At 67.9% G+C, this 18,868-nt stretch carries 19 protein-coding genes and 1 tRNA gene; 3 read left to right on the top strand and 17 right to left on the bottom strand.

All coding sequences use genetic code 11. The features are described from left to right. The 4 genes from EIZ45_RS35470 to EIZ45_RS35455 form a co-directional block, all read right to left on the bottom strand. On the bottom strand, positions 1-149 hold a 149-nt coding region (locus EIZ45_RS35470), incomplete at its 3' end, for a DUF4235 domain-containing protein (RefSeq protein ID WP_134736099.1). Between the two features lie 73 nt (positions 150-222). Then, positions 223-696 (bottom strand): NUDIX hydrolase, encoded by a 474-nt coding sequence (locus tag EIZ45_RS35465; RefSeq protein ID WP_134662982.1) that lies wholly within the window; start codon positions 694-696, stop codon positions 223-225. After that, positions 693-1,559: an alpha/beta fold hydrolase gene (locus EIZ45_RS35460; protein ID WP_134662983.1), complete on the bottom strand. Its 867-nt coding sequence runs from the start codon at positions 1,557-1,559 to the stop codon at positions 693-695. Before EIZ45_RS35460 ends, EIZ45_RS35465 begins: the two co-directional genes overlap by 4 nt. Continuing rightward, entirely contained in the window at positions 1,556-2,038 is a 483-nt protein-coding gene (locus EIZ45_RS35455) for a nuclear transport factor 2 family protein (protein ID WP_167756654.1), read from the bottom strand. Before EIZ45_RS35455 ends, EIZ45_RS35460 begins: the two co-directional genes overlap by 4 nt. 125 nt (positions 2,039-2,163) lie before the next feature. Between EIZ45_RS35455 and EIZ45_RS35450 the strand changes: the two genes are divergently transcribed. Then, a complete protein-coding gene (locus EIZ45_RS35450; RefSeq protein WP_134662985.1) occupies positions 2,164-2,796 on the top strand; it encodes a TetR/AcrR family transcriptional regulator in 633 nt (210 codons plus the stop codon). A 91-nt stretch (positions 2,797-2,887) separates the two neighbouring features. Further along, a complete protein-coding gene (locus EIZ45_RS35445; protein WP_134662986.1) occupies positions 2,888-3,757 on the top strand; it encodes a class II glutamine amidotransferase in 870 nt (289 codons plus the stop codon). 19 nt (positions 3,758-3,776) lie between these two features. Here the strand turns inward: EIZ45_RS35445 and narI are convergent, their stop codons facing one another. The 11 genes from narI to EIZ45_RS35390 all read right to left on the bottom strand — a co-directional run bounded on the left by narI (position 3,777) and on the right by EIZ45_RS35390 (position 17,169). Continuing rightward, entirely contained in the window at positions 3,777-4,514 is a 738-nt protein-coding gene (narI, locus tag EIZ45_RS35440; RefSeq protein ID WP_134662987.1) for a respiratory nitrate reductase subunit gamma, read from the bottom strand. Beyond that, positions 4,511-5,059: a nitrate reductase molybdenum cofactor assembly chaperone gene (narJ, locus tag EIZ45_RS35435; RefSeq protein ID WP_240690625.1), complete on the bottom strand. Its 549-nt coding sequence runs from the start codon at positions 5,057-5,059 to the stop codon at positions 4,511-4,513. Before narJ ends, narI begins: the two co-directional genes overlap by 4 nt. Positions 5,060-5,112: 53 nt before the next feature. Next, positions 5,113-6,687, bottom strand: a complete 1,575-nt coding sequence (narH, locus tag EIZ45_RS35430) for a nitrate reductase subunit beta (RefSeq protein ID WP_134662989.1) — start codon at positions 6,685-6,687, stop codon at positions 5,113-5,115. Next, positions 6,687-10,358 (bottom strand): nitrate reductase subunit alpha, encoded by a 3,672-nt coding sequence (locus EIZ45_RS35425; protein ID WP_134662990.1) that lies wholly within the window; start codon positions 10,356-10,358, stop codon positions 6,687-6,689. The genes narH and EIZ45_RS35425 overlap by 1 nt, the downstream gene beginning before the upstream one ends. A 424-nt stretch (positions 10,359-10,782) precedes the next feature. Continuing rightward, positions 10,783-11,277, bottom strand: a complete 495-nt coding sequence (locus EIZ45_RS35420) for an SRPBCC family protein (RefSeq protein ID WP_134662991.1) — start codon at positions 11,275-11,277, stop codon at positions 10,783-10,785. Between the two features lie 324 nt (positions 11,278-11,601). Then, entirely contained in the window at positions 11,602-12,120 is a 519-nt protein-coding gene (locus EIZ45_RS35415) for a hypothetical protein (RefSeq protein WP_134662992.1), read from the bottom strand. 276 nt (positions 12,121-12,396) lie between these two features. Continuing rightward, on the bottom strand, positions 12,397-12,912 hold the full coding sequence (locus EIZ45_RS35410) for a DUF3558 family protein (protein ID WP_240690626.1): 516 nt from the start codon (positions 12,910-12,912) through the stop codon (positions 12,397-12,399). Positions 12,913-13,731: 819 nt separating this feature from the next. Then, on the bottom strand, positions 13,732-14,115 hold the full coding sequence (locus EIZ45_RS35405) for a DUF6188 family protein (protein ID WP_134662994.1): 384 nt from the start codon (positions 14,113-14,115) through the stop codon (positions 13,732-13,734). Between the two features lie 2 nt (positions 14,116-14,117). Beyond that, entirely contained in the window at positions 14,118-15,293 is a 1,176-nt protein-coding gene (locus EIZ45_RS46575; RefSeq protein WP_205669911.1) for a putative T7SS-secreted protein, read from the bottom strand. Continuing rightward, positions 15,283-15,606 (bottom strand): hypothetical protein, encoded by a 324-nt coding sequence (locus EIZ45_RS35395; protein WP_240690627.1) that lies wholly within the window; start codon positions 15,604-15,606, stop codon positions 15,283-15,285. The genes EIZ45_RS46575 and EIZ45_RS35395 overlap by 11 nt, the downstream gene beginning before the upstream one ends. Before the next feature lie 1,490 nt (positions 15,607-17,096). Then, positions 17,097-17,169 (bottom strand) — tRNA-Asn (locus EIZ45_RS35390). Between the two features lie 165 nt (positions 17,170-17,334). On the opposite strand from EIZ45_RS35390, the gene EIZ45_RS35385 reads away from it, so the two are divergent. After that, a complete protein-coding gene (locus EIZ45_RS35385) occupies positions 17,335-17,514 on the top strand; it encodes a hypothetical protein (RefSeq protein WP_037362580.1) in 180 nt (59 codons plus the stop codon). Between the two features lie 11 nt (positions 17,515-17,525). Here EIZ45_RS35385 and EIZ45_RS35380 read toward each other — a convergent pair whose 3' ends face one another. Both EIZ45_RS35380 and EIZ45_RS35375 read right to left on the bottom strand, forming a co-directional pair. Further along, entirely contained in the window at positions 17,526-18,101 is a 576-nt protein-coding gene (locus tag EIZ45_RS35380) for a trans-aconitate 2-methyltransferase (RefSeq protein WP_134662995.1), read from the bottom strand. Beyond that, entirely contained in the window at positions 18,101-18,868 is a 768-nt protein-coding gene (locus EIZ45_RS35375; protein WP_134662996.1) for a trans-aconitate 2-methyltransferase, read from the bottom strand. Before EIZ45_RS35375 ends, EIZ45_RS35380 begins: the two co-directional genes overlap by 1 nt.

Here is an 18,868-nt window from a genome sequence, read left to right as displayed (position 1 = left end):
ACCCCTCCAGCAAGATCACGAACTACAGCTGGAGTATTAGTGCCGGAGATCAGCTTCCAGACCTGCTCGAACACCGCGTTGGCGGCCAGCCCGCCCAGCACGCCGAACAGCAGGCCGAGCGGCCGGTACAGCAGCTTGTTGACGTTCATGTTCACCGTCCCCTCTCGCTCGCTCAAGCAGTACCCGCTCCTGCGGCGGGGTATGCGCGCAGCGGCTGATCCGTCAGTGCTGGATCAGCCCGCCGACCGCGACGGGTCCGACGTGGCCCGTCGGCGGTTTGGTCCTCGCCAGGGAAAGGCCCACGTCGACCAGGCCCGACCGGCGAAGCGAGGCGACGGCGGGCAGCGGCGTCCACACTGACTCGGCTGTCTCGCCGTTGGGCTCCGGCCGCAGCTCGCCGCCGACGATCCGGGCCTGGTAGAAAATCCCGACATTCTGGTGCGGACCCGAATCCGGCACCAGACGCTCGGCCGCCGGGATGATCCGGGAATCCACTCCCAGCAGGCGTTCGACCACCGCCTCGCACCCGGTTTCCTCGGAAACCTCGCGGATCACCGCGTCGAACGGATCCTCCCCGTGCTCGACACCGCCGCCGGGAAGGGTCCAGCGGCTTCCGCCCTTCGGCGAAACGTAACGCGCGAGCAGTACCGATTCGTTTTCGATGCACACGGCGTACGCCGCTAACCGGAAACTCATTTCTGCCAGGTTACCTGGCTACTCCCGAGACCCAACAGCTCACGCAGGGCGGCAAGCACCGCGTCCGGGGCTTCTTCCATCACGAAATGCCCAGCCCCTTCAATCAACGTGAGCTCGGCCCCGGGGATCCGCGCGGCGAGTTCTTCAGCGATAGAAGTCCGGAGATACTCGTCCGCAGTTCCCCACACAACCGCGGCGGGGCACTGGATCTTGTCGAGGCCCTCAGCGAGTTCCCGGCGAGCAGGTACCCGGTACTCGCGGAAAAAGTGCAGGAGCCACCGTCGACCGTCCGAAGTGGACATCCAGTTCAGGTAGCTGTCCAGTATCGCGCGGTCGAAGACACCGGCGCGCAAAAGCCCGCGCAGGGCCACCCGGTTGATCGTTTCCAGCGGGAGCGGCAAGGCGGCGAACGGGCTGCGTCCCAGGATGCCGACGAGCGAGAACACGGCGTACCACTTCGGCACGAAAGTGCGGTGCGCACGACTGTTGAGGATCGCGAGCCGCCGCACTCGGTCGGGATGGCGCTGGGCAAAGCCGAGGGACAGGAAGCCGCCGTAATCGTGGCCGAACAGGTTGCATTCGGCGATGCCGAGCGCTTCGAGCACCCGTCCGACGCGGTTCACCTCGGTGTCGTAGTCGAAGGACAGGTCCGTGCGGCGTTCCGACTCGCCCCAGCCGAGCCAGTCCAGCGCGAAGACGTGATGCTCCTCGGCGAGCCCGGGCAGCTGATGGCGCCAGGAGCGGCGGTTGGCCGGATAGCCGTGCAGCAGCACGATCGGTTCGGCGGAAGGATCGCCGAGTTCGGTGAACGCGAGCCGCGCGCCGTCGACCGTCACCGAGCGGGCGGATCCGGCGTCGCTCATGCCACGCCGCCGCGATTGCCTGGACCGCGTCCGGCGCGGAACCTGCGCAGCCGATTGCCCAGGTAGGGCAGCCACGCGCGGGGGCGCCGCAACACGGCACCGATGATCACCAGCGGGTCGAAGTAGGCGGTCCGTTCGGCGATCAACCCGCCTTCGACCGTGATCCGGTCGACAAGCGGCCATTCGATCGGCCTGCCGCCGAGCGTTCCGTACAGGCGGCCCCAGATCAGCACCTGACCCGAGCCGCTCGCCCAGCCTTGGACGTCGTAGCGCAGATCCGGGACGAGGTTCATGGTCCGCGTCATGAATTCGCGCGCCTCGGCGACGCCGCGGGTGGTGCGCTCGAGCGGGTGGATCAACCGGACGCCGGGCTGGAACAGCGGGGTGAACGCGTCCGGGTCCATCCGGCTCCAGGCTTCGGCGAACCGTTCCACGAGCTCAGCGGCTTCCTGGTCGGCGTGTTCGCGGAGTTCGGACATCGGGTTTCCTCCTCCACCGCCGGAAGGGCGCGCAACTCTTGTAACGATTGCAAGAAGTGTCCGGAAGGTAGCACGCATCGGGGAGTTCTTGCAATGGATGCAGAAACCGGCCGTACGATCGCGTGATGACGACCGGCGGCACGAAGGCGCGCGACCCCCGAAAGCAGCGGACGATCGACGCCTTGCTCAGGGCCGCCGAGAAGGTCTTCGCGGGTCGCCCGTTCGAGGAGACGACGGTCGAGGAGATCGCCGAGCGCGCCGGTGTCGCGGTGGGGTCGATCTACAACAACTTCGGGTCGAAGGCGGGGCTGCACGCCGCCGTCGTCGACCGGGCCCTCGATGTCGACCGCGAGTACATGGACCGCGCCTACACGCCCGACCGCTCCCCGATCGAACAGCTGGAGGCCGCGGCCGAGGAGTACCTGCGGTTCTACCTCGAACAGCCGGAGTTCTTCCGGATGCTCGCGTTCCCCGCCCCGCTCGGCAACTACCCCGCCGCAGCCGAGACGGCGGCCCGCCTCGCGCACCGTGTCGACGAGCAGAACGCGCGCATGATCGACGCGATCGAGCGCGGCATCGCCGAGGGCGCGATCCGCCCGCTCGACGCGCGCAAAGCGGCCACCGTGCTCTGGGCGAGCTGGAACGGCGTGCTCAGCCTCGCCTGGCGTCCCGACGCGCTGCGCGAGGACGAAGCCGGTCTCGCCGAACTGCTCTCCCTCGCGACGGACATCGCGAGCTGGGGCTTGCGGATCTCCTGAAAACGCCGCCGCTGGACGCCCTCCGCCCGCGAGGGTTGAGGCCGATTCCCCCGGGTAACCACGGACCGAACCGCGACGGGAAGGGATCGGCATGTGCCGTCTGTTTGGTCTGTCCGCTGCCCCGGAGCGCGTGCACGCCACGTTCTGGCTGCTCGAAGCGCCCGACAGCCTCGCCGCCCAGAGCCGGCGCGAACCGGACGGGACCGGGCTCGGCATCTTCGACGAGCAAGGCACGCCGCAGGTCTGGAAACAGCCATTCGCGGCCTACGAGGACAAACAGTTCGCCTGCGAGGCCAAGGAATGCACGTCAACGACCTTCCTCGCCCACATCCGCTACGCCTCGACCGGCGGCCTCGAACCGGCCAACACCCATCCGTTCGCCCAGCACGGCCGGTTGTTCGCCCACAACGGCGTCCTCGGCGATCTCCCCCGGCTGGAAGCCCGGCTCGGCGAGTACCGGGAGCTCGTCAAGGGCGACACCGACTCCGAACGTTTCTTCGCTATGGTCACCCAAGAAATCGACGCTCATGACGGCGACGTGAGCGCCGGGATCACCGCCGCCGCCCGCTGGGCCGCCCTGAATCTCCCGGTCTACGCGATCAACCTCGTTCTCACTACCGCGGACGGCTTGTGGGCCTTGCGCTACCCCGACACGCACGACCTCTACGTCCTGCAGCGTTGCGCAGGCGGCCCGCACGGCGACCGGCACCTCGAACACGCGAGCGCGGCGGGCCGGATCCGGGCCCGGTCCAGCGGTCTCGCCCGGCACCGCGCCGCCGTGGTCGCCAGCGAACGCATGGACGAAGACCCCGGCTGGCAGAACCTCCGTCCCGGCGAACTGCTGCACGTCGGCGCGGACCTGACCGCGACCCGCCGGATCGTGCTCGAACAGCCGCCGCGGCACCCGTTGACCCTCGACGACCTCGGCGCCCACGCCGCCGCGTCCCAGCAAGGCCAGTGACCCGCCGCGCACACCTGGCTCAGCGCCGAACCGTCGGCTCCCACCCCCGCCGCGCGGCCCGGTTCCCGACCTGGCCGGGATCGCGCCGCCGGTACACCACGTACGGCCGCAGCAGATAGTGCACCGGTGCGCTGAACGCGTGCACCAGCCGGGAAAACGGCCACAGCGCGAACAGCACCATGCCGAGCGCGGTGTGGAGCTGGTAGTCCACCGGCACGTGCGCCATCAGCTCCGGGTGCGGATTCAGCGTGAGGACGCCCCGGAACCACGGCGCGATCGTCTCGCGGTAGTCGTAGCCGCCGCGAAAGCCGTTGTCGATGACGGTCGTAGCGGTTCCGGCCAGGAGCGCCAGCGCGAGCACCGGGTACATCGCGCGGTCGCTGCGGCTCGTGCCCGCCCGGACCGCTGGCGTGCGCAACCGCCGCCACACCAGCACTCCGAGGCCGGTGAGCGCGGCCAGCCCGGCGACAGTGCCCATGGCCAGCGACACCAGGTGGTAGTTGTCCTCGGTGACGCCGAGCAGTTCGGTGAGGCCCTTCGGGACCAGCAGGCCGAGCACGTGCCCGCCGAGCACCATCAGCAGTCCGAAGTGGAACAGCGGGCTGCCGATCCGCAGCAGCTTCGATTCATGCAGCTGCGAGGACCGGCTCGTCCAGCCGAATTTGTCGTAGCGGTACCGCCAGACGGTGCCGCCGATCAGCAACGCGACGGTGGCGTACGGGGCAGCTCCCCACAACAGCACGTCAAGGCTGGTCATCGAGCGCTCCCGGTCGGATAGGGGTCGAGTCCCACCAGTTCGCGCGGCGGTTGCGGAACAGGGGGTGCGGCCGCCGCGGCGATCGTCGCGAGCACGGCGGCGATCGCGTCCTGGTACGGCGTGCCGAGCTTGATCAGGTTGCGGTGCAACAGTTCCAGCCCGGGGCGGAACCGGGCGAGCAGTTCGTCAGCGGCGCCCGGATCGGCGGCGGCGGCGAATTCCAGTACCACCGGAAGGAAATCGGGCAGTTCGTTCTCGGCTGGTTCGAAGCCGTGTTCGCGGTAGTACTGCCGCAGTTCGGCCAGCGAGCTGCCGCGGCGGCGGGTGTCGCCGTCGGTGTACCAGGTCAGGTGCAGCGTGCGCCGGGGTTTGCGGTCGAAGACCTCGACGTAGTGCTCGCCCGGCGCGGGGCCGTCGAGATGGTCGAGCACCCGGAGCAGCTCGGCCCGGCCGGGGACGTCGGCGATCTCGTTCAGCGCGGCGCGCAACAACTCCGTCTTGCCCAGTACCGAATCGTCCGGGTATTGCAGGCACCAGCCAGCCACGGCGCGCAGGACACCGCGGTGCCGGTTTTCCTTGGTATGGCGGCGAAACAGCCTCACCGGTCACCGCCGCGCGAAAGCGTCGGGAAGAGCGCGTCCGGCCGTTCTCCTTCGCGCCAGCTCAGCAGGTCGACCTGCCCCGGCTCCGGGCCGCCGCCCATCCCGGGTCCGCCGTCGGTGTCGAGACTGCATTGCGTGGCAATGCTTTCCAGTGCGTGCGCCTGTCCGATGCCCGCGGTCGGGATGACGTACCGCTCGTCGTACTTGGCCAGCGCCAGCAGCCGGTGCATGGCGAACATCCGCTCCCCGTCCAAGCCGACCGCGGCGGCCAGCTGGTCGTCCGGTTCCCGGCCGAGGGTCACCGACCGCATGTAGGAGCGCATCGCGGCGAGCCGGCGCAGCGACGCGCGGACCGGTTCCGGGTCCCCGGCGGTGAACAGTTCGGCCAGGTACTCGACCGGGATGCGCAGCGCGTCGATCGCGCCGAACAGGTTGTGCCCGTCCTCGCCGTCGAATCCGCTGCCGGACACCGCGTCCGCCACCGGGGACAGCGGCGGGACGTACCAGACCATCGGCATGGTCCGGTACTCCGGATGCAGCGGCAGCGCGAGCCGGTAGTCGTGGATGAGCCGGTAGACCGGGGACCGCTGGGCCGCGCCGATCCAGTCGCGCGGGATCCCGGCCCGCTCGGCCGCCCGGACCACGTCCGGATCGTGCGGGTCGAGCAGCAGGTCCAGCTGCGCCGGGTACAGGTCGTGCTCGTCGGGCACCGCGGCCGCCTCGGCGACCCGGTCGGCGTCGTAGAGCAGCACGCCGAGGTAGCGCAGGCGGCCCACGCAGGTCTCCGAGCACACCGTCGGCTGACCGGCCTCCACCCGCGGATAGCAGAAGGTGCACTTCTCCGCTTTGCCGGTCTTGTGGTTGAAGTAGACCTTCTTGTACGGACAGCCGGTGACGCACATCCGCCAGCCGCGGCAGCGTTCCTGGTCGACGAGGACAATGCCGTCCTCCTCGCGCTTGTACATCGCGCCGGACGGGCAACTGGCCACGCACGCGGGGTTGAGGCAGTGCTCGCAGATCCGCGGCAGGTAGAACATGAAGCTCTGCTCGAACTCCATCTTCACTTTCGCGCCGACCTGGTCCCGCACGCGTTCCAGCAACGGGTCCGCGACGCCGTGCTCGGTCGAGCCGCCGAGGTCGTCGTCCCAGTTCGGGCCCCAGGAGGGCTGCATCGGCTGCCCGGTCACGGCGGAGACCGGTGCCGCGGTCGGCACGTCGTCGCCCAGCGGGGCGTCGAGCAGCGTGCGGTACTCGTAGGTCCAGGGTTCGTAGTAGTCGCCGATCTCCGGCAGATCCGGGTTGGCGAACACGGTGGCGAGCTTGCGCAACCGTCCGCCGGCGCGCAGTTTCAGCTTGCCGCCGGGCGTGCGGACCCAGCCGCCCTTGCCGCTCTCCTGGTCCTCGTAACGGCGCGGATACCCTTGCCCCGGCCGGGTTTCCACGTTGTTGAACCACACGTACTCGGTGCCCGCCCGGTTGGTCCACGTCTGCTTGCAGGTGACCGAACAGGTGTGGCAGCCGATGCACTTGTCCAGGTTCATCACCATGGCCAGCTGCGCCATGATCCTCATCAGTACCGCACCTCCTGGTCCCGGCGGCGGAGCACGGTGACCTCGTCGCGCTGGTTTCCGGTCGGCCCCAGGTAGTTGAAGCCGAAAGTCAGCTGGGCGTAGCCGCCGATCAGATGAGTGGGTTTCATCAGCAGCCGGGTGAGCGAATTGCCGGTGCCGCCGCGTTTGCCGGTCGTCTCGGTGCGCGGCACGTTCACGGCGCGGTCCTGGGCGTGGTACATGAACACCGTGCCCGCGGGCATCCGGTGCGACACGATCGCGCGCGCCGCCACCACGCCGTTGCGGTTCACCGCCTCGACCCAGTCGTTGTCGCGCACGCCGATCGCCGCCGCGTCCGCCGGGCTGACCCAGATCGTCTGGCCGCCCCGGGACAGCGTCAGCATGTGCAGGTTGTCCTGGTAGGTGGAGTGGATGGACCATTTGCTGTGCGGGGTCAGGTACCGCACGGTCACCTCGCCGGGCGAATCGCCGGTGTCGCCGAAGATCCGGTTGAGGTCCAGCGGCGGGCGGTAGACCGGCAGCGCCTCGCCGAGTTCGTGCATCCAGTCGTGGTCGAGGAAGAAGTGCTGCCGTCCGGTCAGCGTGTGCCACGGTTTGAGGTGCTCGACGTTGATCACGAACGCCGAGTACCGCCGTCCGCCGCTTTCGCTGCCCGACCATTCCGGGCTGGTGATCACCGCGGCGGGGCGCGATCGGGTGTCGGCGAAGGTGATCCGCTTGCCCTCGTGCTCGGCGGCCAGGTGCGCCAGCTCTTGCCCGACCCGCCGCTCCAGCTGTTCGAACCCTTGCACCGCAAGACGTCCGTTCGTGGTGCCGGAGAGCGCGAGCACCGCGTCGGAGGCGCGGATGTCGGTGTCGATCAGCGGTCTTCCCTCGGCGGGACCGGAGCGGGCGAGGCCGTTTTTCTTGCCCAGCCAGGCCAGTTCCTCCCGGACGTCGTAGGCGACGCCCTTGGTGGCGGTGCCGAGTTCGTCCAGCAGCGGTCCCAGCGTGGCCAGTTTCGCGGCCACCGCGGGGTAATCGCGTTCGACCACGGTCAACGCCGGGAAGGTGACGCCGGGAACGGGCTCGGTCTCGCCGTCGCGCCAGTCCCGGACGACGCCGCCGGGCTGCGCGGTCTCGCCCGCGGTGTCGTGCAGCATCGGCGTGGCGACCAGGTCCTTGCGCACGCCGAGGTGGACCCGGGCCAGTTCGCTGAACCGGCGCGCGATGGTGTGGAAGGCGTCGAAGTCGGTCCGGGTCTGCCACGGCGGATCGACCGCGGCGTTGAACGAATGCACGAACGGGTGCATGTCGGTGGACGACAGGTCGTGCTTCTCGTACCAGGTCGCGGCGGGCAGCACGACGTCGGCGAACAAGGTGGTGCTGGTCATCCGGAAGTCCAGCGCCAGCATCAGGTCCAGCTTGCCCTCGGCTGTTTCTTCGCGCCAGGCAACGGTTTCCGGGCGCAGGTGCGGCGGCGCCTCTTCCGCGCGGACGTTCGCGTCCGTGCCGAGCAGATGGCGCAGGAAGTACTCGTGCCCCTTCGCCGAGGAGCCCAGCAGGTTCGATCGCCACACGGTCAGCACGCGCGGCCAGTTCTCCGGCGCGTCCGGGTCCTCGCAGGCGAATCCCAGCTCGCCGCTGCGGACCCGCGCGACGACGTGCTCGACCGGGTCCGCCCCGGCCGCCTCGGCCTCGTCGACCAGGTCGAGCGGATTGCGGTCGAAGGTCGGGTACGACGGCATCCAGCCGAGCCGGGCCGAGGTCGCCAGCGTGTCGGCGGCCGACGTGCCGGCGAGTTTCCCGGTCGCCAACGGGGAAAGCAGCGCGTCGTTGCGCATCCGGTCGTAGCGCCACTGGCCGGTGTGCAGGTACCAGTAGGCGGTGCCGATCATGTGCCGCGGCGGCCGGACCCAGTCCAGCGCGCCGGCCAGCGTCGCGTGCCCGGTCAGCGGGCGGACCTTCTCCTGGCCGACGTAGTGCGCCCAGCCGCCGCCGTTGCGGCCCTGGCAGCCGGTCATGGTCAGCAGCGCGAGGAACGTGCGGTACACGGTGTCGGAGTGGAACCAGTGGTTGGTCCCGGCCCCCATCAGGATCATGCACCGGCCGCGGGATTCCTCGGCGGTGCGGGCGAATTCGCGCGCCATCCGGGCCGCCCGGTCGGCCGGAACCGACGTGATCTCCTCCTGCCACGCGGGGGTGCCCGGCTGGCTCGGATCGGCGTACGACTCCGGCCAGCTGCCGGGAAGCCCCGCGCGGCGCACGCCGTACTGCGCGAGCAGCAGGTCGAAGACGGTGGTGACGACGCGACCGCCGAGGCGCCGCACCGGCACGCCCCGGCGCAGCACCGCCCCGGAGCCGTCCGTCGCGTCGAACCTCGGCAGCAGGACCTCGGCTGTTTCCCCCTCGCCGAGCAGGGTCAGCCGCGGGACGACGTCGCCGAGGTCGAGGTTCCAGCGTCCCTCGTCCTCGTCGTTCCAGCGGAACCCCAGCGAACCGCCGGGCACCACCGGTTCCCCGGTGCGGTCGTCCAGCAGGACCGTCTTCCACGCCGCCTCGGCGACGTCCTGGCCGAGGTCCGCGGCGGTGAGGAACTTCCCCGGCACCGCCGCGTCGTCCCGTTCCTCCAGCGTGACCAGGAAGGGCAGATCGGTGAAGCGGCGCGCGTAGTCGGCGAAGTAATCGATTTCTTTCTCGACGAAGAACTCGGTGAGGATCACGTGCCCCATCGCCATCGCGAGCGCCGCGTCGGTGCCCGGATGCGGGGCGAGCCACTCGTCGGCGAACTTGGTGTTGTCCGCGTAGTCCGGCGACACCACCACGACCTTCTGGCCCCGGTAGCGGGCTTCGGTCATCCAGTGCGCGTCCGGGGTGCGGGTCACCGGCACGTTGGAGCCCCACATGACCAGGTAGGCCGCGTCCCACCAGTCCGCGGACTCGGGCACGTCGGTCTGGTCGCCGAACACCTGCGGCGAGGCGACCGGCAGATCCGCGTACCAGTCGTAGAACGACAGCATCGGCGCGCCGAGCAGGGCCATGAACCGGGACCCGACCGCGTGCGAGACCAGCGACATCGCCGGAATCGGCGAAAACCCGGCCACCCGGTCCGGCCCGTAGCGCGCGATCGCGTGCACATGCGCCGCCGCGGCGATCTCGGCGGCCTCGTCCCAGCTCACCCGCACCAGCCCGCCCTTCCCGCGGGCGCGCTGGTAAGCCCGGCGCTTCACCGGATCGTCCACAATGGACTCCCAAGCGCGCACCGGATCACCGTGCTCGGCCCGCGCCGTCCGGTACATCTCGACCAGCACGCCGCGGGCGTACGGGAACCGCACCCGGGTCGGAGAATAGGAATACCAGGAGAACGACGCACCGCGCGGACAGCCTCGGGGTTCGTATTCCGGCAGGTCCGGGCCCACCGAGGGATAGTCCGGGTCCTGGCTCTCCCAGGTGATGATCCCGTCCTTGACGTAGACCTTCCACCGGCAGGACCCCGTGCAGTTGACGCCGTGCGTGGACGGGACGATCTTGTCGTGACTCCAGCGGTCCCGGTAGAACACGTCACCCTCGCGCCCGCCGGTGCGATACACCGCGCGCAGGTCCGGCGAGGTGCTCGACCGGGTCAAATACCGCCCCAGCCGCAACAACGCGTCCGACGCGGGCGTAGTGCTTGCCCGGGACTGGTCACCCATCGTTCGTCCGACCTCCGAATGGAAACAGCGCGGCGCGTCCGAAGCGAAATGCGCGGGGCGCGGGAACGGCTTCACGTTAGCGGTGATCGCCGTAAAAATGCCGTATCCATCCAGCGGTGGTGATCTGTTTCACTGTGCAACAGTTCGTTTTTTATAGGGCGGGTAAAACTTTCCTCAACCAGTCGGAGTCGCCCATTCGAGTGGCGCAACCCGTTGTCCAGCAAGGACTTTGCTCGCTACCGTTGCCGGTGTCGGAATTGACCGATGAATGATGATCAACACTTTCGCCGGAGTTCTTTCCCCGATTAATCCGCGCCGTCGAACAAGGAATCGACGCCGAAGGTCAATGGCCCCGACCACTCGTCGCAGCCGGGGCCATCCATGTCGCGCGCGCCTTGCCGGATCAGTCCCGGCAAGGACGTTGTCAGCTTCCCGCGGCATCCCGCTCCGTCGCGGCCCGGAACCGGTCGAGGTACAACGGCCAGCCCGAACCGGAGCCGAGCCCCGCGAAGCTCTCCCAGCCTTCGCCGTGCCGGTCGAGATGCCGATGCTCGAGCACGACCCGAGTGCGCCCGGCACCCTCGGCGACGAACCGGATCTCCACCTCGCTGGTACGACCGGGATCGGACTCCAACTGCCAGCGAGGGCTGATGTCCCAGCTGAGAACCAGCCGATCCGGCGGCTCGCACGCAAGCACCCGCGCCCAGGTGCACCGGCTGCCGTCGGAACCGAGGTCGTACACGGTGCCACCGGCCTCAGCCTCCAGCACGGTCCGTTCGATCGGCACCGCGAGGAGGTTGTGCTCGCGAGGCTTGACCTCGTCGAACCGCTCGGTGAACACGCGGAAGGCCCGCTCGAGGGGAACGTCGACGAGGATGTCGAAGTGCAGGACGGTCGGATCTTGCGAGGTGGTGCTCATCGGGTGGTGTCCTTCCAGGAGAAGCCGAGTTCCCGGCGGGTGCCCGCCACGGCCGTGGGTGCGTTGACAAGAGGAAGACGAACGGATCGGGCGCGACTCGACAGGGCCTTCGGAGATTTTTGGCCAGATCGGTTCCGGTGCGGCCGCGGAGGCAGAGATTTCCGGTGCTCGCGTCGTGCACCGGCCCCCGGTGAGGTCGTGGCACCCAGGGCCGCCCGGACTCGGCCCAAGATCGCAATCGCATCGAGCACTCCGGAATCGACCCGCTCGCGCCGCGCGTCCTCGGATGCACTGGCGCAGACTCCGCCAACTGCCGGAACCCGGCTAACGGGACATGACATCCTTGAACCGGGCAGTGACATCGTCGCCGAGCTTGGCGCCAGTGCTGATTCTGATCAGCCGTCCGTTGATATGGGACGAATACCGGCCGGCGGTTTCGATGTCGGCGGCCGGCACCTCACGGGCCCACCGCAGCTCGTAGGTGGTGCTGTCGAAGGCGATGAGCACGGCGATGTCGAAGTCGAAGGAACGGAAGGCGGAGAAGACAGCGCCTGACCGCGTCTCCGGCCCCATGGCCCGGGCTTTCACCTGGATCCGGCGGCCGTCCGCGGCGAGCAAGTCGTAGGACTTGACCGAATTCGGTACGAGCTCGCCGGCATAGGCCTCGGCCGCTAGGTGTTCGGCATAGTCCCCCAGCGGCGCGTTCCGGGTTCTTACGACCCCGCGGTCACGCAGCTCCCGCAGTATCGCTGCATACCTGCCCAGCAAATCCGGGGTGGACACCAGGCTGAGGTTCTCGTGCGCTGCGTCCGTTCGAAGGTCGAGACTGTCTTTCTCATGCATTGGCCAATGCGTGCCACGGCCTACCGACAAGAGTGGCAGCGCGGAAGCCGCGCCTTCTGCTGGCATGGTTCAGACGCGAGAACTCGGCGACCGGACCAAAGTGCAGCGACGCCGTCCCTGTGCGTGCCTTCGAGGGCGGCAAGTCGCGGCCCGGGCCTCGCAATGCGCCTGGACGGGGAGACATAGACGGCTGCCTGCGTCAACCCGTCCGGCCCAACACCGGTCGCGAAGTTGTCGTAGATCTGCTGAACGGACATCGATTGTCCCGCCAGCTCACTACTTGCCTTGCATCGTCGACAGGACAGCCTTGGTCACGTTCGTGGCCGCTGTCGTGGCGTTGCTACCAGGCGGGCCCTGGATCAGCACCAGCATTTCGGTCTGATCCGACACTCCGACCAGCATGGTCACCTGTCCTTGACTGCGGCGGTCCGCGGTGTTGGCCAGCACGGCCGGAAAACCGCTCACGACCGTCGGCTCGAAGTAACCGTCTTTGTAATAACCGAAAGCGTTTTGCCGATAGGTGTTCGTCAAGCCGTTCTTGACCGTGGTCAAGAACGTGGCGCTGACGGCCGTGTACCCGTCGCTGAACCGCCAACCGCAGCCGACGCTGCTGGACGCCTTGTCAGCCTCGGGCTGGCTCAGCTGCAACGCGGACAGCTGCGACGGTGTCAACATGCTGCACGGATCCGCGAGGTACTTGTCCACATTGACCGGAGCCGCAACCCTCGGAGCCTCCACATTGTCGCTCCCCGACGACGAGGGCGAACCACTCTGACTGGCACCGGAAGGCACCGGGCTTGCCGTCCCCTGAGTCGGTTCGGAACACCCGCTGACCCCGACAGCCACCACGCCTGCGATACCGGCCAGGGCAAGACGAAATCGAGAAAGAGTCACCAATATCCTATTAATACATGCCGCCAAGAGCGGGCTTTCCGGGATTCACTTTGCCAAGCATCAAGCGGCGCATACGTTCCGTTGGCTTTTTTCAGCGCGTTGAGGTACGCGTATGCGGTCCGCTGCACAATCACGTTGTGGTCGACCATGCGCTGCAATGACGTTTGCACGAGCCGCACCTGCTCGACTTCAACAGGCTCGAACCGGTACCCGACACCCGCCGTCCTCGCGTACCGCCGGCCCGACAAGCCGTTCCAACCCGCGCCGCGCTGGCACCCGGCATCTCCCGGCCGGCACGTCCTCGCCTGCGTCAGGCGGAGAACCGTCACCCGATCTCCCCATGTGATGCTCCCCTCACACCCCGTCATCACTGCGCCCTCAAACTAGCAGTCGGGCGGCCTTCTCTGTCTGATTGTCGGCAACACCCACCCACGCCGCGCTCGCGCGGAGGGCAGGCAACGCCGGCCGGGCACCCGGATAGAGGTCGCTCCCCTCGATCGCCTCGCCGGCACCGGCATACCTCACGCCGCTGCCGCTCGGCTGCGAGGTCGAGACCGGGCCGCAGCATCGGGAAGGCCTCGGCGCTGTCGTCCAGCAAAGGCTCGCCAGCGCCGAACACTAGCGACCCGATCGCAATACTCCCGGCTATCTCGATGTCACGCCATCCGCGCCTTAGCGGACCACCTTCTCGCCGTCGCACGCGGCGGGCGAACCTCGTCAAGGAGCGTCGGGCTTGGCGTCCCAGGTTGCGAGTTCTCCGCCAGGCATGGAGACGACCAGGAATCCGTCAGGCCCGGATACTGTCCATGCTTCGTATTCGTCGTCTTTCTCCGCCTGGATCGCAGCGCCGTTGCCGAACGCTATTCTCAACGTGCCAGAATTGTCCGCATCGGACTTCGCTACGACTTGAGACACCAAGACATCCATCGGCTGGAATGATTCTTGCGGATCGCTCTCCGGGGAAAAACTGTACTGTCTCCCTGGCACGTTGAAGCTGAACGGTGATTCGATGCGCGCCGTGTAGTCGTCGGAGAAATGCAGGACGGCACTGTATTCGACCGTTATGGAGAGCAGCTTCTTTCCCTCAAGGCCGAGATTCACGGCTACCATCCTTTCGGGGTCGGGTACGATCCGTCTGCGTTGCGTGGGATATGGGTTTCCGCCCTGGATCCCGGCTTGCCGTCAAGCTTAACAGGCTGGTTGTGTTCGTTGGTGAACTTGACGTAGCCGTTCGGGTATCGCGGATCCGCTCCGGGTTCCATGACTCGGACGGAATTCGCGTCACCGGAGGAACCCGGTTTCTGCCACACGGTTCCCTTGCCATTGTTGGACGGCCGGGAGGCCCAGCCGTCCTGTGCGCCCGCCGGCGGAGACGAGTCCGCTGCAGAACTTCCCGCGCTCTCGCTGCTGCTGTTGACTTGGAGAGGTTCAACCCGGTCGTCGCCAGCGGCGTGACCTGCGAGATCCGTGACAGCAGCCCCCGTCATCGAGACCCCGGCCGCGATGCCCGCCGCAGACACGACGTTCAGCGGTACGCCGGCGACCGCGCCGACGCCGGTCGCGTCCAGGACCCCGCCCAAGCCTTCCCCGGCACCGCTGATCACAGTCAGACCGATGCCGCCAGCGGCCGCGAGGGTATCCAGGGGGTGGTTGAGCATGGCGTTCCCGGCCGACGCCATGGCGTTGACGACATCCGCGCCGGCCTGTGCGAGCGTATCCCCGACGTCGTCGAGCCAGCCGGACTTCTGCGGCGCCTGACCGGCACGGTCGCGCAGCGTCTGCGCGGTGATGTTGCCGCTGTCCGCGAGCTGGGCGCGAGCGCGGTTGAGCGCATCCCGAGCGGCTTGCCGCTGTGTCTCACCCGGATCGGTGAAGACAGGCGGAGGCTGGTTGTTCGCCTGTGCCTGCGCGGCAGCCTGGTCGTAGGACGCCTTGGCCTGCTGGGTTGCGGCTTGGCCTTGGGTCCACAGCGAGACGGCCTCGGCTGCCTGAGCTTGCGCCCATCGCAGCGTGCGGGCGTAGTCGTTCAGCGCCCCGCTGGCGGCTTGCAGGGAGTCGGCCGCGGCGTACCACTTTCCGGGTTCGTACGAGAATTTGTCGTGGAATGCTGTTGCGGCCGGGCCTTGCCACGCACCGGTGTCGATCGCTTTCAGGCCGTCGGCCGCACCGCCGGCTTCTCCGGCACGCGCTTGCAGGACGCGCGCGTTCTCTTCGATCGCCTCCGGGTTGCCGGGGATCAGGGCGGCTGGGTCCTGGGTTTGGCCGAGCTCAGCCATCATTGACCGCCTGCTGGCCGGGATCGGTCCGGAGGGTCCGAGCTGTCGCATCGTCGATTCCGCGGTAAGCGTTCGCGGCTCTGGTGAGGGTGGCGCCGATCTTGTCGGCGTCGTCGGTGAGGATGTCGAGGCCGTCGGACCACCGCGTGCAGAAATCCATCAACCCGTCGTGCACACCCTGGTGGCCATACAGCTCGACGTCACCGCAGAGGCCGCGGAGCTGGAACCCCTGTTGGTCTGTAACGCTTCGGCTGATCCCGCTCCCGGCTTCCGCCACCTTGTCGACGTCAACGTGGAACCCCGGTCCGTCCACCACGGAAACGACCCCCTCCAACACTCACCGTACTCGGCCGTCCTCTCTATCGGACCACACAATAAGCAACCATGGGGTCACTTTGTGCAGGTTCCGGTCCGCGCACAGCCCGCCGGCGACCGGCGGCGGTCGGGGAACTGAGCTGGCGCGTTGAGACCTCGACCTGTTCAAGCGCCCAACCGGCGCGGGTGACCGAGAACGGCTGCCTGCCGAGCCAGGTGATCGATCGGCTTGCGCAGAACCGGATCAGGCCCGGGAACTGATCGCCCCAGGTCGCCTCAACCGCAGTGAAGCCAAGCGCAAACGACTCGAAGTTCAACCGTTCGAGACCTTGCCTCATCTGCTGCAGACGCTGGCCTGCACAGATGGGCCGCCTGACGGCAGCCGCGCCAAGCAGATTTGTAGCGCGCATTCTCACGAATTTTCCTGGAGCAACCCTGGAGCAGACGTGCGTGAGCAACGTCCGCGAACGGCACCCAACGGTAGCGAACGACAGGGGTTGACCACGCCATTCTCGACCTGCCAGCGTCAAACCGCAGACTTAGAGTGACCCTATCCTCACTGACAGTCAGAAGGTCAGCAGTGCTGTTCCCGCAGGCCGGAGACGCTCAGCCAACGCGGTCCCCACCGGTATGGAGCGACGCCATAAGCTGCGCGACCCATTGGACAACTCACGGACGCATTGTCTCCAGCTAACTGCACGCCGACTGAATTCACCAATAAGGCCAGGACCGTCAAGAATCTTACTCAATACAGTCGGCACCGAATCCGAAACAACACATCCCCGTATTCTGAACGCACAGTTTCGACGCCTTCAGGCCGCTGCTGTCTAATCCGGAAGCCTGCAAAACCGCAGCGCCGAGCGAGACTTCACCCCCAGAAACGCTGGATCAGGTCGCGATACCACCACGGCACGACAAGCGCAGACAGCGCGGTCGTCGCGCCCAGATCTGCATGACCGCGGCGACCATGACCCGCAACCCCGCGCGACGGCTACTGGCCCTGCGCCGTGCTGCACCAAGATTGACCTCCCAACACGGGATCTCCGAACGACGAACCAGTCCACCGCTCGATCACGGCTCTGGCTCGTCCACACGGCTACGACCTTCGGACAGCCGGATCAACTCGTCCGCGACGAACCCCACCACCATCGGACCCGAACCGCGCAGCGAGGCACCGGGGACATTCACGCGGCCACGACCCGCCCGCCACGCCACGCGCGGTTCAAAGGCTCGATCAGCAACCTGAAGCTGCTCGAGGACGTCGCGTGCACGCATCGACAAACGAATCGACTATCGAGCGAGCCCAACCACTCCAGTATCGATAGCGGTAAGCGCGCCATCGGAGTCCCACGTCTCCGAAGCGCCACCGGCTACTGCAGGCGACCACCAACGGCTCGACAGCCGGCCATCTGGACGACCGTCAAAATCGACACTAAATCGCCCCTACTCATGGGCAGTAAAAAAGCCCAGGTCTCAGACCTGGGCTTTGAGCTCCCCCGCTTGGACTCGAACCAAGAACCCTCCGGTTAACAGCCGAATGCTCTGCCAGTTGAGCTACAGGGGATCGTGCTCCGCCGGTCCGGATCTCTCCGGGCTGACGGGAAGAACTTTAGCCCATGCCGTTCCCGCCTCGCACGGGGGGGTGGGTTTTCGGCGGCCCCGCACGGGAGCCGGTTGTGTTGGACAATGGACAGTCGGAAGTCCTGCTGAGGAAGAGGTGTGGCCGCTGATGAAGAAGTTCCTGCTGGGCGTGGGCCTGGGGTACGTGCTGGGCACCAAGGCCGGCCGGGGACGGTACGAGCAGATCGTGCGCACCTACCGCAAACTGGCCGACCATCCGATGGTCCAGGGCGCCGCCGGGGTGGCGCGGGCGAAGCTCGGCGAGAGGTTCGGGCGCGGGAACGGCTGAGCAAGCCCAGCTCAGGACGGTTTTTGCCAGGTGAGCGAGTACCGGCGCAGCACGTGTCGGCGGTAGCGCACGCCTGGCAGCAACCGCTGCGCTGTCGTGCGCACCTCGCGGTAGCTCATCCGCGGCTGCATGGCCGGCATGCCCTCCGGGCCGTGGGCGCGGCGGACTGTCTTCGCGATTCGCACGATCGGTGCTGCCGCGATCGTCGCTGCCCAGTCCGTCGCGCTCGCGTCTCGGGCCAGGCCGACGACTACCAGTGCGCCGCTTGGGTGCAGCAGGTCCCGCATCCGGGTGAGGGCGGCTTCGAAATCCAGGTGGTGGATGGTGGCCACTGAGCAGATGAAGTCGTAGGTGCCGAGGTCGGCGGAGAGGAAATCTCCCTCGACGAAGGTGTCGTCGGACAGCGAACGGGCCTGAGCCACCATCTCCGGCGACTTGTCGATGCCGGTGACCTTCGGCACCGCGTCAGCCAGTTTCCGCACCAGCAGGCCGTCTCCGCAGCCGACGTCCAGCGCGGTCGCGCATCCAGCGGGCACGGCACGAAGGATGCCCGGATGACGGGCGACGTTCGTGTTCCAGTACGACATCAGCCGGGAATCTTGGCCACGAAGAAGATCCGCCGGAACTCGAACCACGTGGTCCCGTCCGCGCGTGACGGGTAGGCCTCGTCCAGCAGCGGGGCCAGGTCGTCCTGGAAAGCCGCCCAGTCCTCGTCGCCCAGGGCGGCGCGGATGGGGCGGAGTGCGGTTCCGGTGATCCACTCCAGGACGGCACGCTGGCCGGAAAGTTGTTGCACGTACGTGGTTTCCCACGCGTCGACCAGGCATCCGGCGTCGGCGAGGAGGTTCGCGTAGTCGCGGGGTTCGCCGACGGCGTCTTCGGCGCGCAGAGTGACCGAGGACAGCCGTGAAGCCCACGCCGGAGAGGCCGCCAGCTGACGGCTGAGGGCGTGCGAGGGGGCCGAGAAGTTGCCGGGGACCTGCACTGCCAGCACCGCGCCGGCGGGGAGTTCCGCGGCCCACCGGCGCAGCAGGTCTTCGTGTCCGGGCACCCACTGCAGGACGGCGTTCGAGACGACCACGTCGGTGTCCGGTTTCGGGGTCCACGTCCGGACGTCGCCGACCTCGGCGGCCACCCCGCGTTCGCGGGCCGCGGCGACCATCTCCGGCGAGCTGTCCATCGCTTCCAGGACCGCGTCTGGCCAGCGGATCGCCAGGTCGAGGGTCAGCGTGCCGGGGCCGCACCCCAGGTCGACGACCCGGCGGGGCTCGGTCGCCGAGATTCGCCCGATCAGGTCATAGAACGGCCGGCCGCGCAGGTCGGAGTAGTCGAGGTACTTCGCCGGATCCCACAT

The organism is Amycolatopsis sp. CFH S0740 (assembly GCF_004522315.1).
GTDB classification, from domain to species: domain Bacteria; phylum Actinomycetota; class Actinomycetes; order Mycobacteriales; family Pseudonocardiaceae; genus Amycolatopsis; species Amycolatopsis nivea.
The sequence above is the reverse complement of the archived record's forward strand: the minus strand, read 5'-3'. Positions and strand labels throughout refer to the sequence as shown.

Excerpts from the sequence above, each read along its gene's own strand:
- EIZ45_RS35465 (WP_134662982.1), bottom strand. The coding sequence starts at position 696 with ATGAGTTTCCGGTTAGCGGCGTACGCCGTGTGCATCGAAAACGAATCG.
- EIZ45_RS35460 (WP_134662983.1), bottom strand. The coding sequence starts at position 1,559 with ATGAGCGACGCCGGATCCGCCCGCTCGGTGACGGTCGACGGCGCGCGG.
- EIZ45_RS35455 (WP_167756654.1), bottom strand. The coding sequence starts at position 2,038 with ATGTCCGAACTCCGCGAACACGCCGACCAGGAAGCCGCTGAGCTCGTG.
- EIZ45_RS35450 (WP_134662985.1), top strand. The coding sequence starts at position 2,164 with ATGACGACCGGCGGCACGAAGGCGCGCGACCCCCGAAAGCAGCGGACG.
- EIZ45_RS35445 (WP_134662986.1), top strand. The coding sequence starts at position 2,888 with ATGTGCCGTCTGTTTGGTCTGTCCGCTGCCCCGGAGCGCGTGCACGCC.
- narI (WP_134662987.1), bottom strand. The coding sequence starts at position 4,514 with ATGACCAGCCTTGACGTGCTGTTGTGGGGAGCTGCCCCGTACGCCACC.
- narH (WP_134662989.1), bottom strand. The coding sequence starts at position 6,687 with ATGAGGATCATGGCGCAGCTGGCCATGGTGATGAACCTGGACAAGTGC.
- EIZ45_RS35425 (WP_134662990.1), bottom strand. The coding sequence starts at position 10,358 with ATGGGTGACCAGTCCCGGGCAAGCACTACGCCCGCGTCGGACGCGTTG.
- EIZ45_RS35420 (WP_134662991.1), bottom strand. The coding sequence starts at position 11,277 with ATGAGCACCACCTCGCAAGATCCGACCGTCCTGCACTTCGACATCCTC.
- EIZ45_RS35415 (WP_134662992.1), bottom strand. The coding sequence starts at position 12,120 with ATGCATGAGAAAGACAGTCTCGACCTTCGAACGGACGCAGCGCACGAG.
- EIZ45_RS46575 (WP_205669911.1), bottom strand. The coding sequence starts at position 15,293 with ATGATGGCTGAGCTCGGCCAAACCCAGGACCCAGCCGCCCTGATCCCC.
- EIZ45_RS35385 (WP_037362580.1), top strand. The coding sequence starts at position 17,335 with ATGAAGAAGTTCCTGCTGGGCGTGGGCCTGGGGTACGTGCTGGGCACC.
- EIZ45_RS35380 (WP_134662995.1), bottom strand. The coding sequence starts at position 18,101 with ATGTCGTACTGGAACACGAACGTCGCCCGTCATCCGGGCATCCTTCGT.
- EIZ45_RS35375 (WP_134662996.1), bottom strand. The coding sequence starts at position 18,868 with ATGTGGGATCCGGCGAAGTACCTCGACTACTCCGACCTGCGCGGCCGG.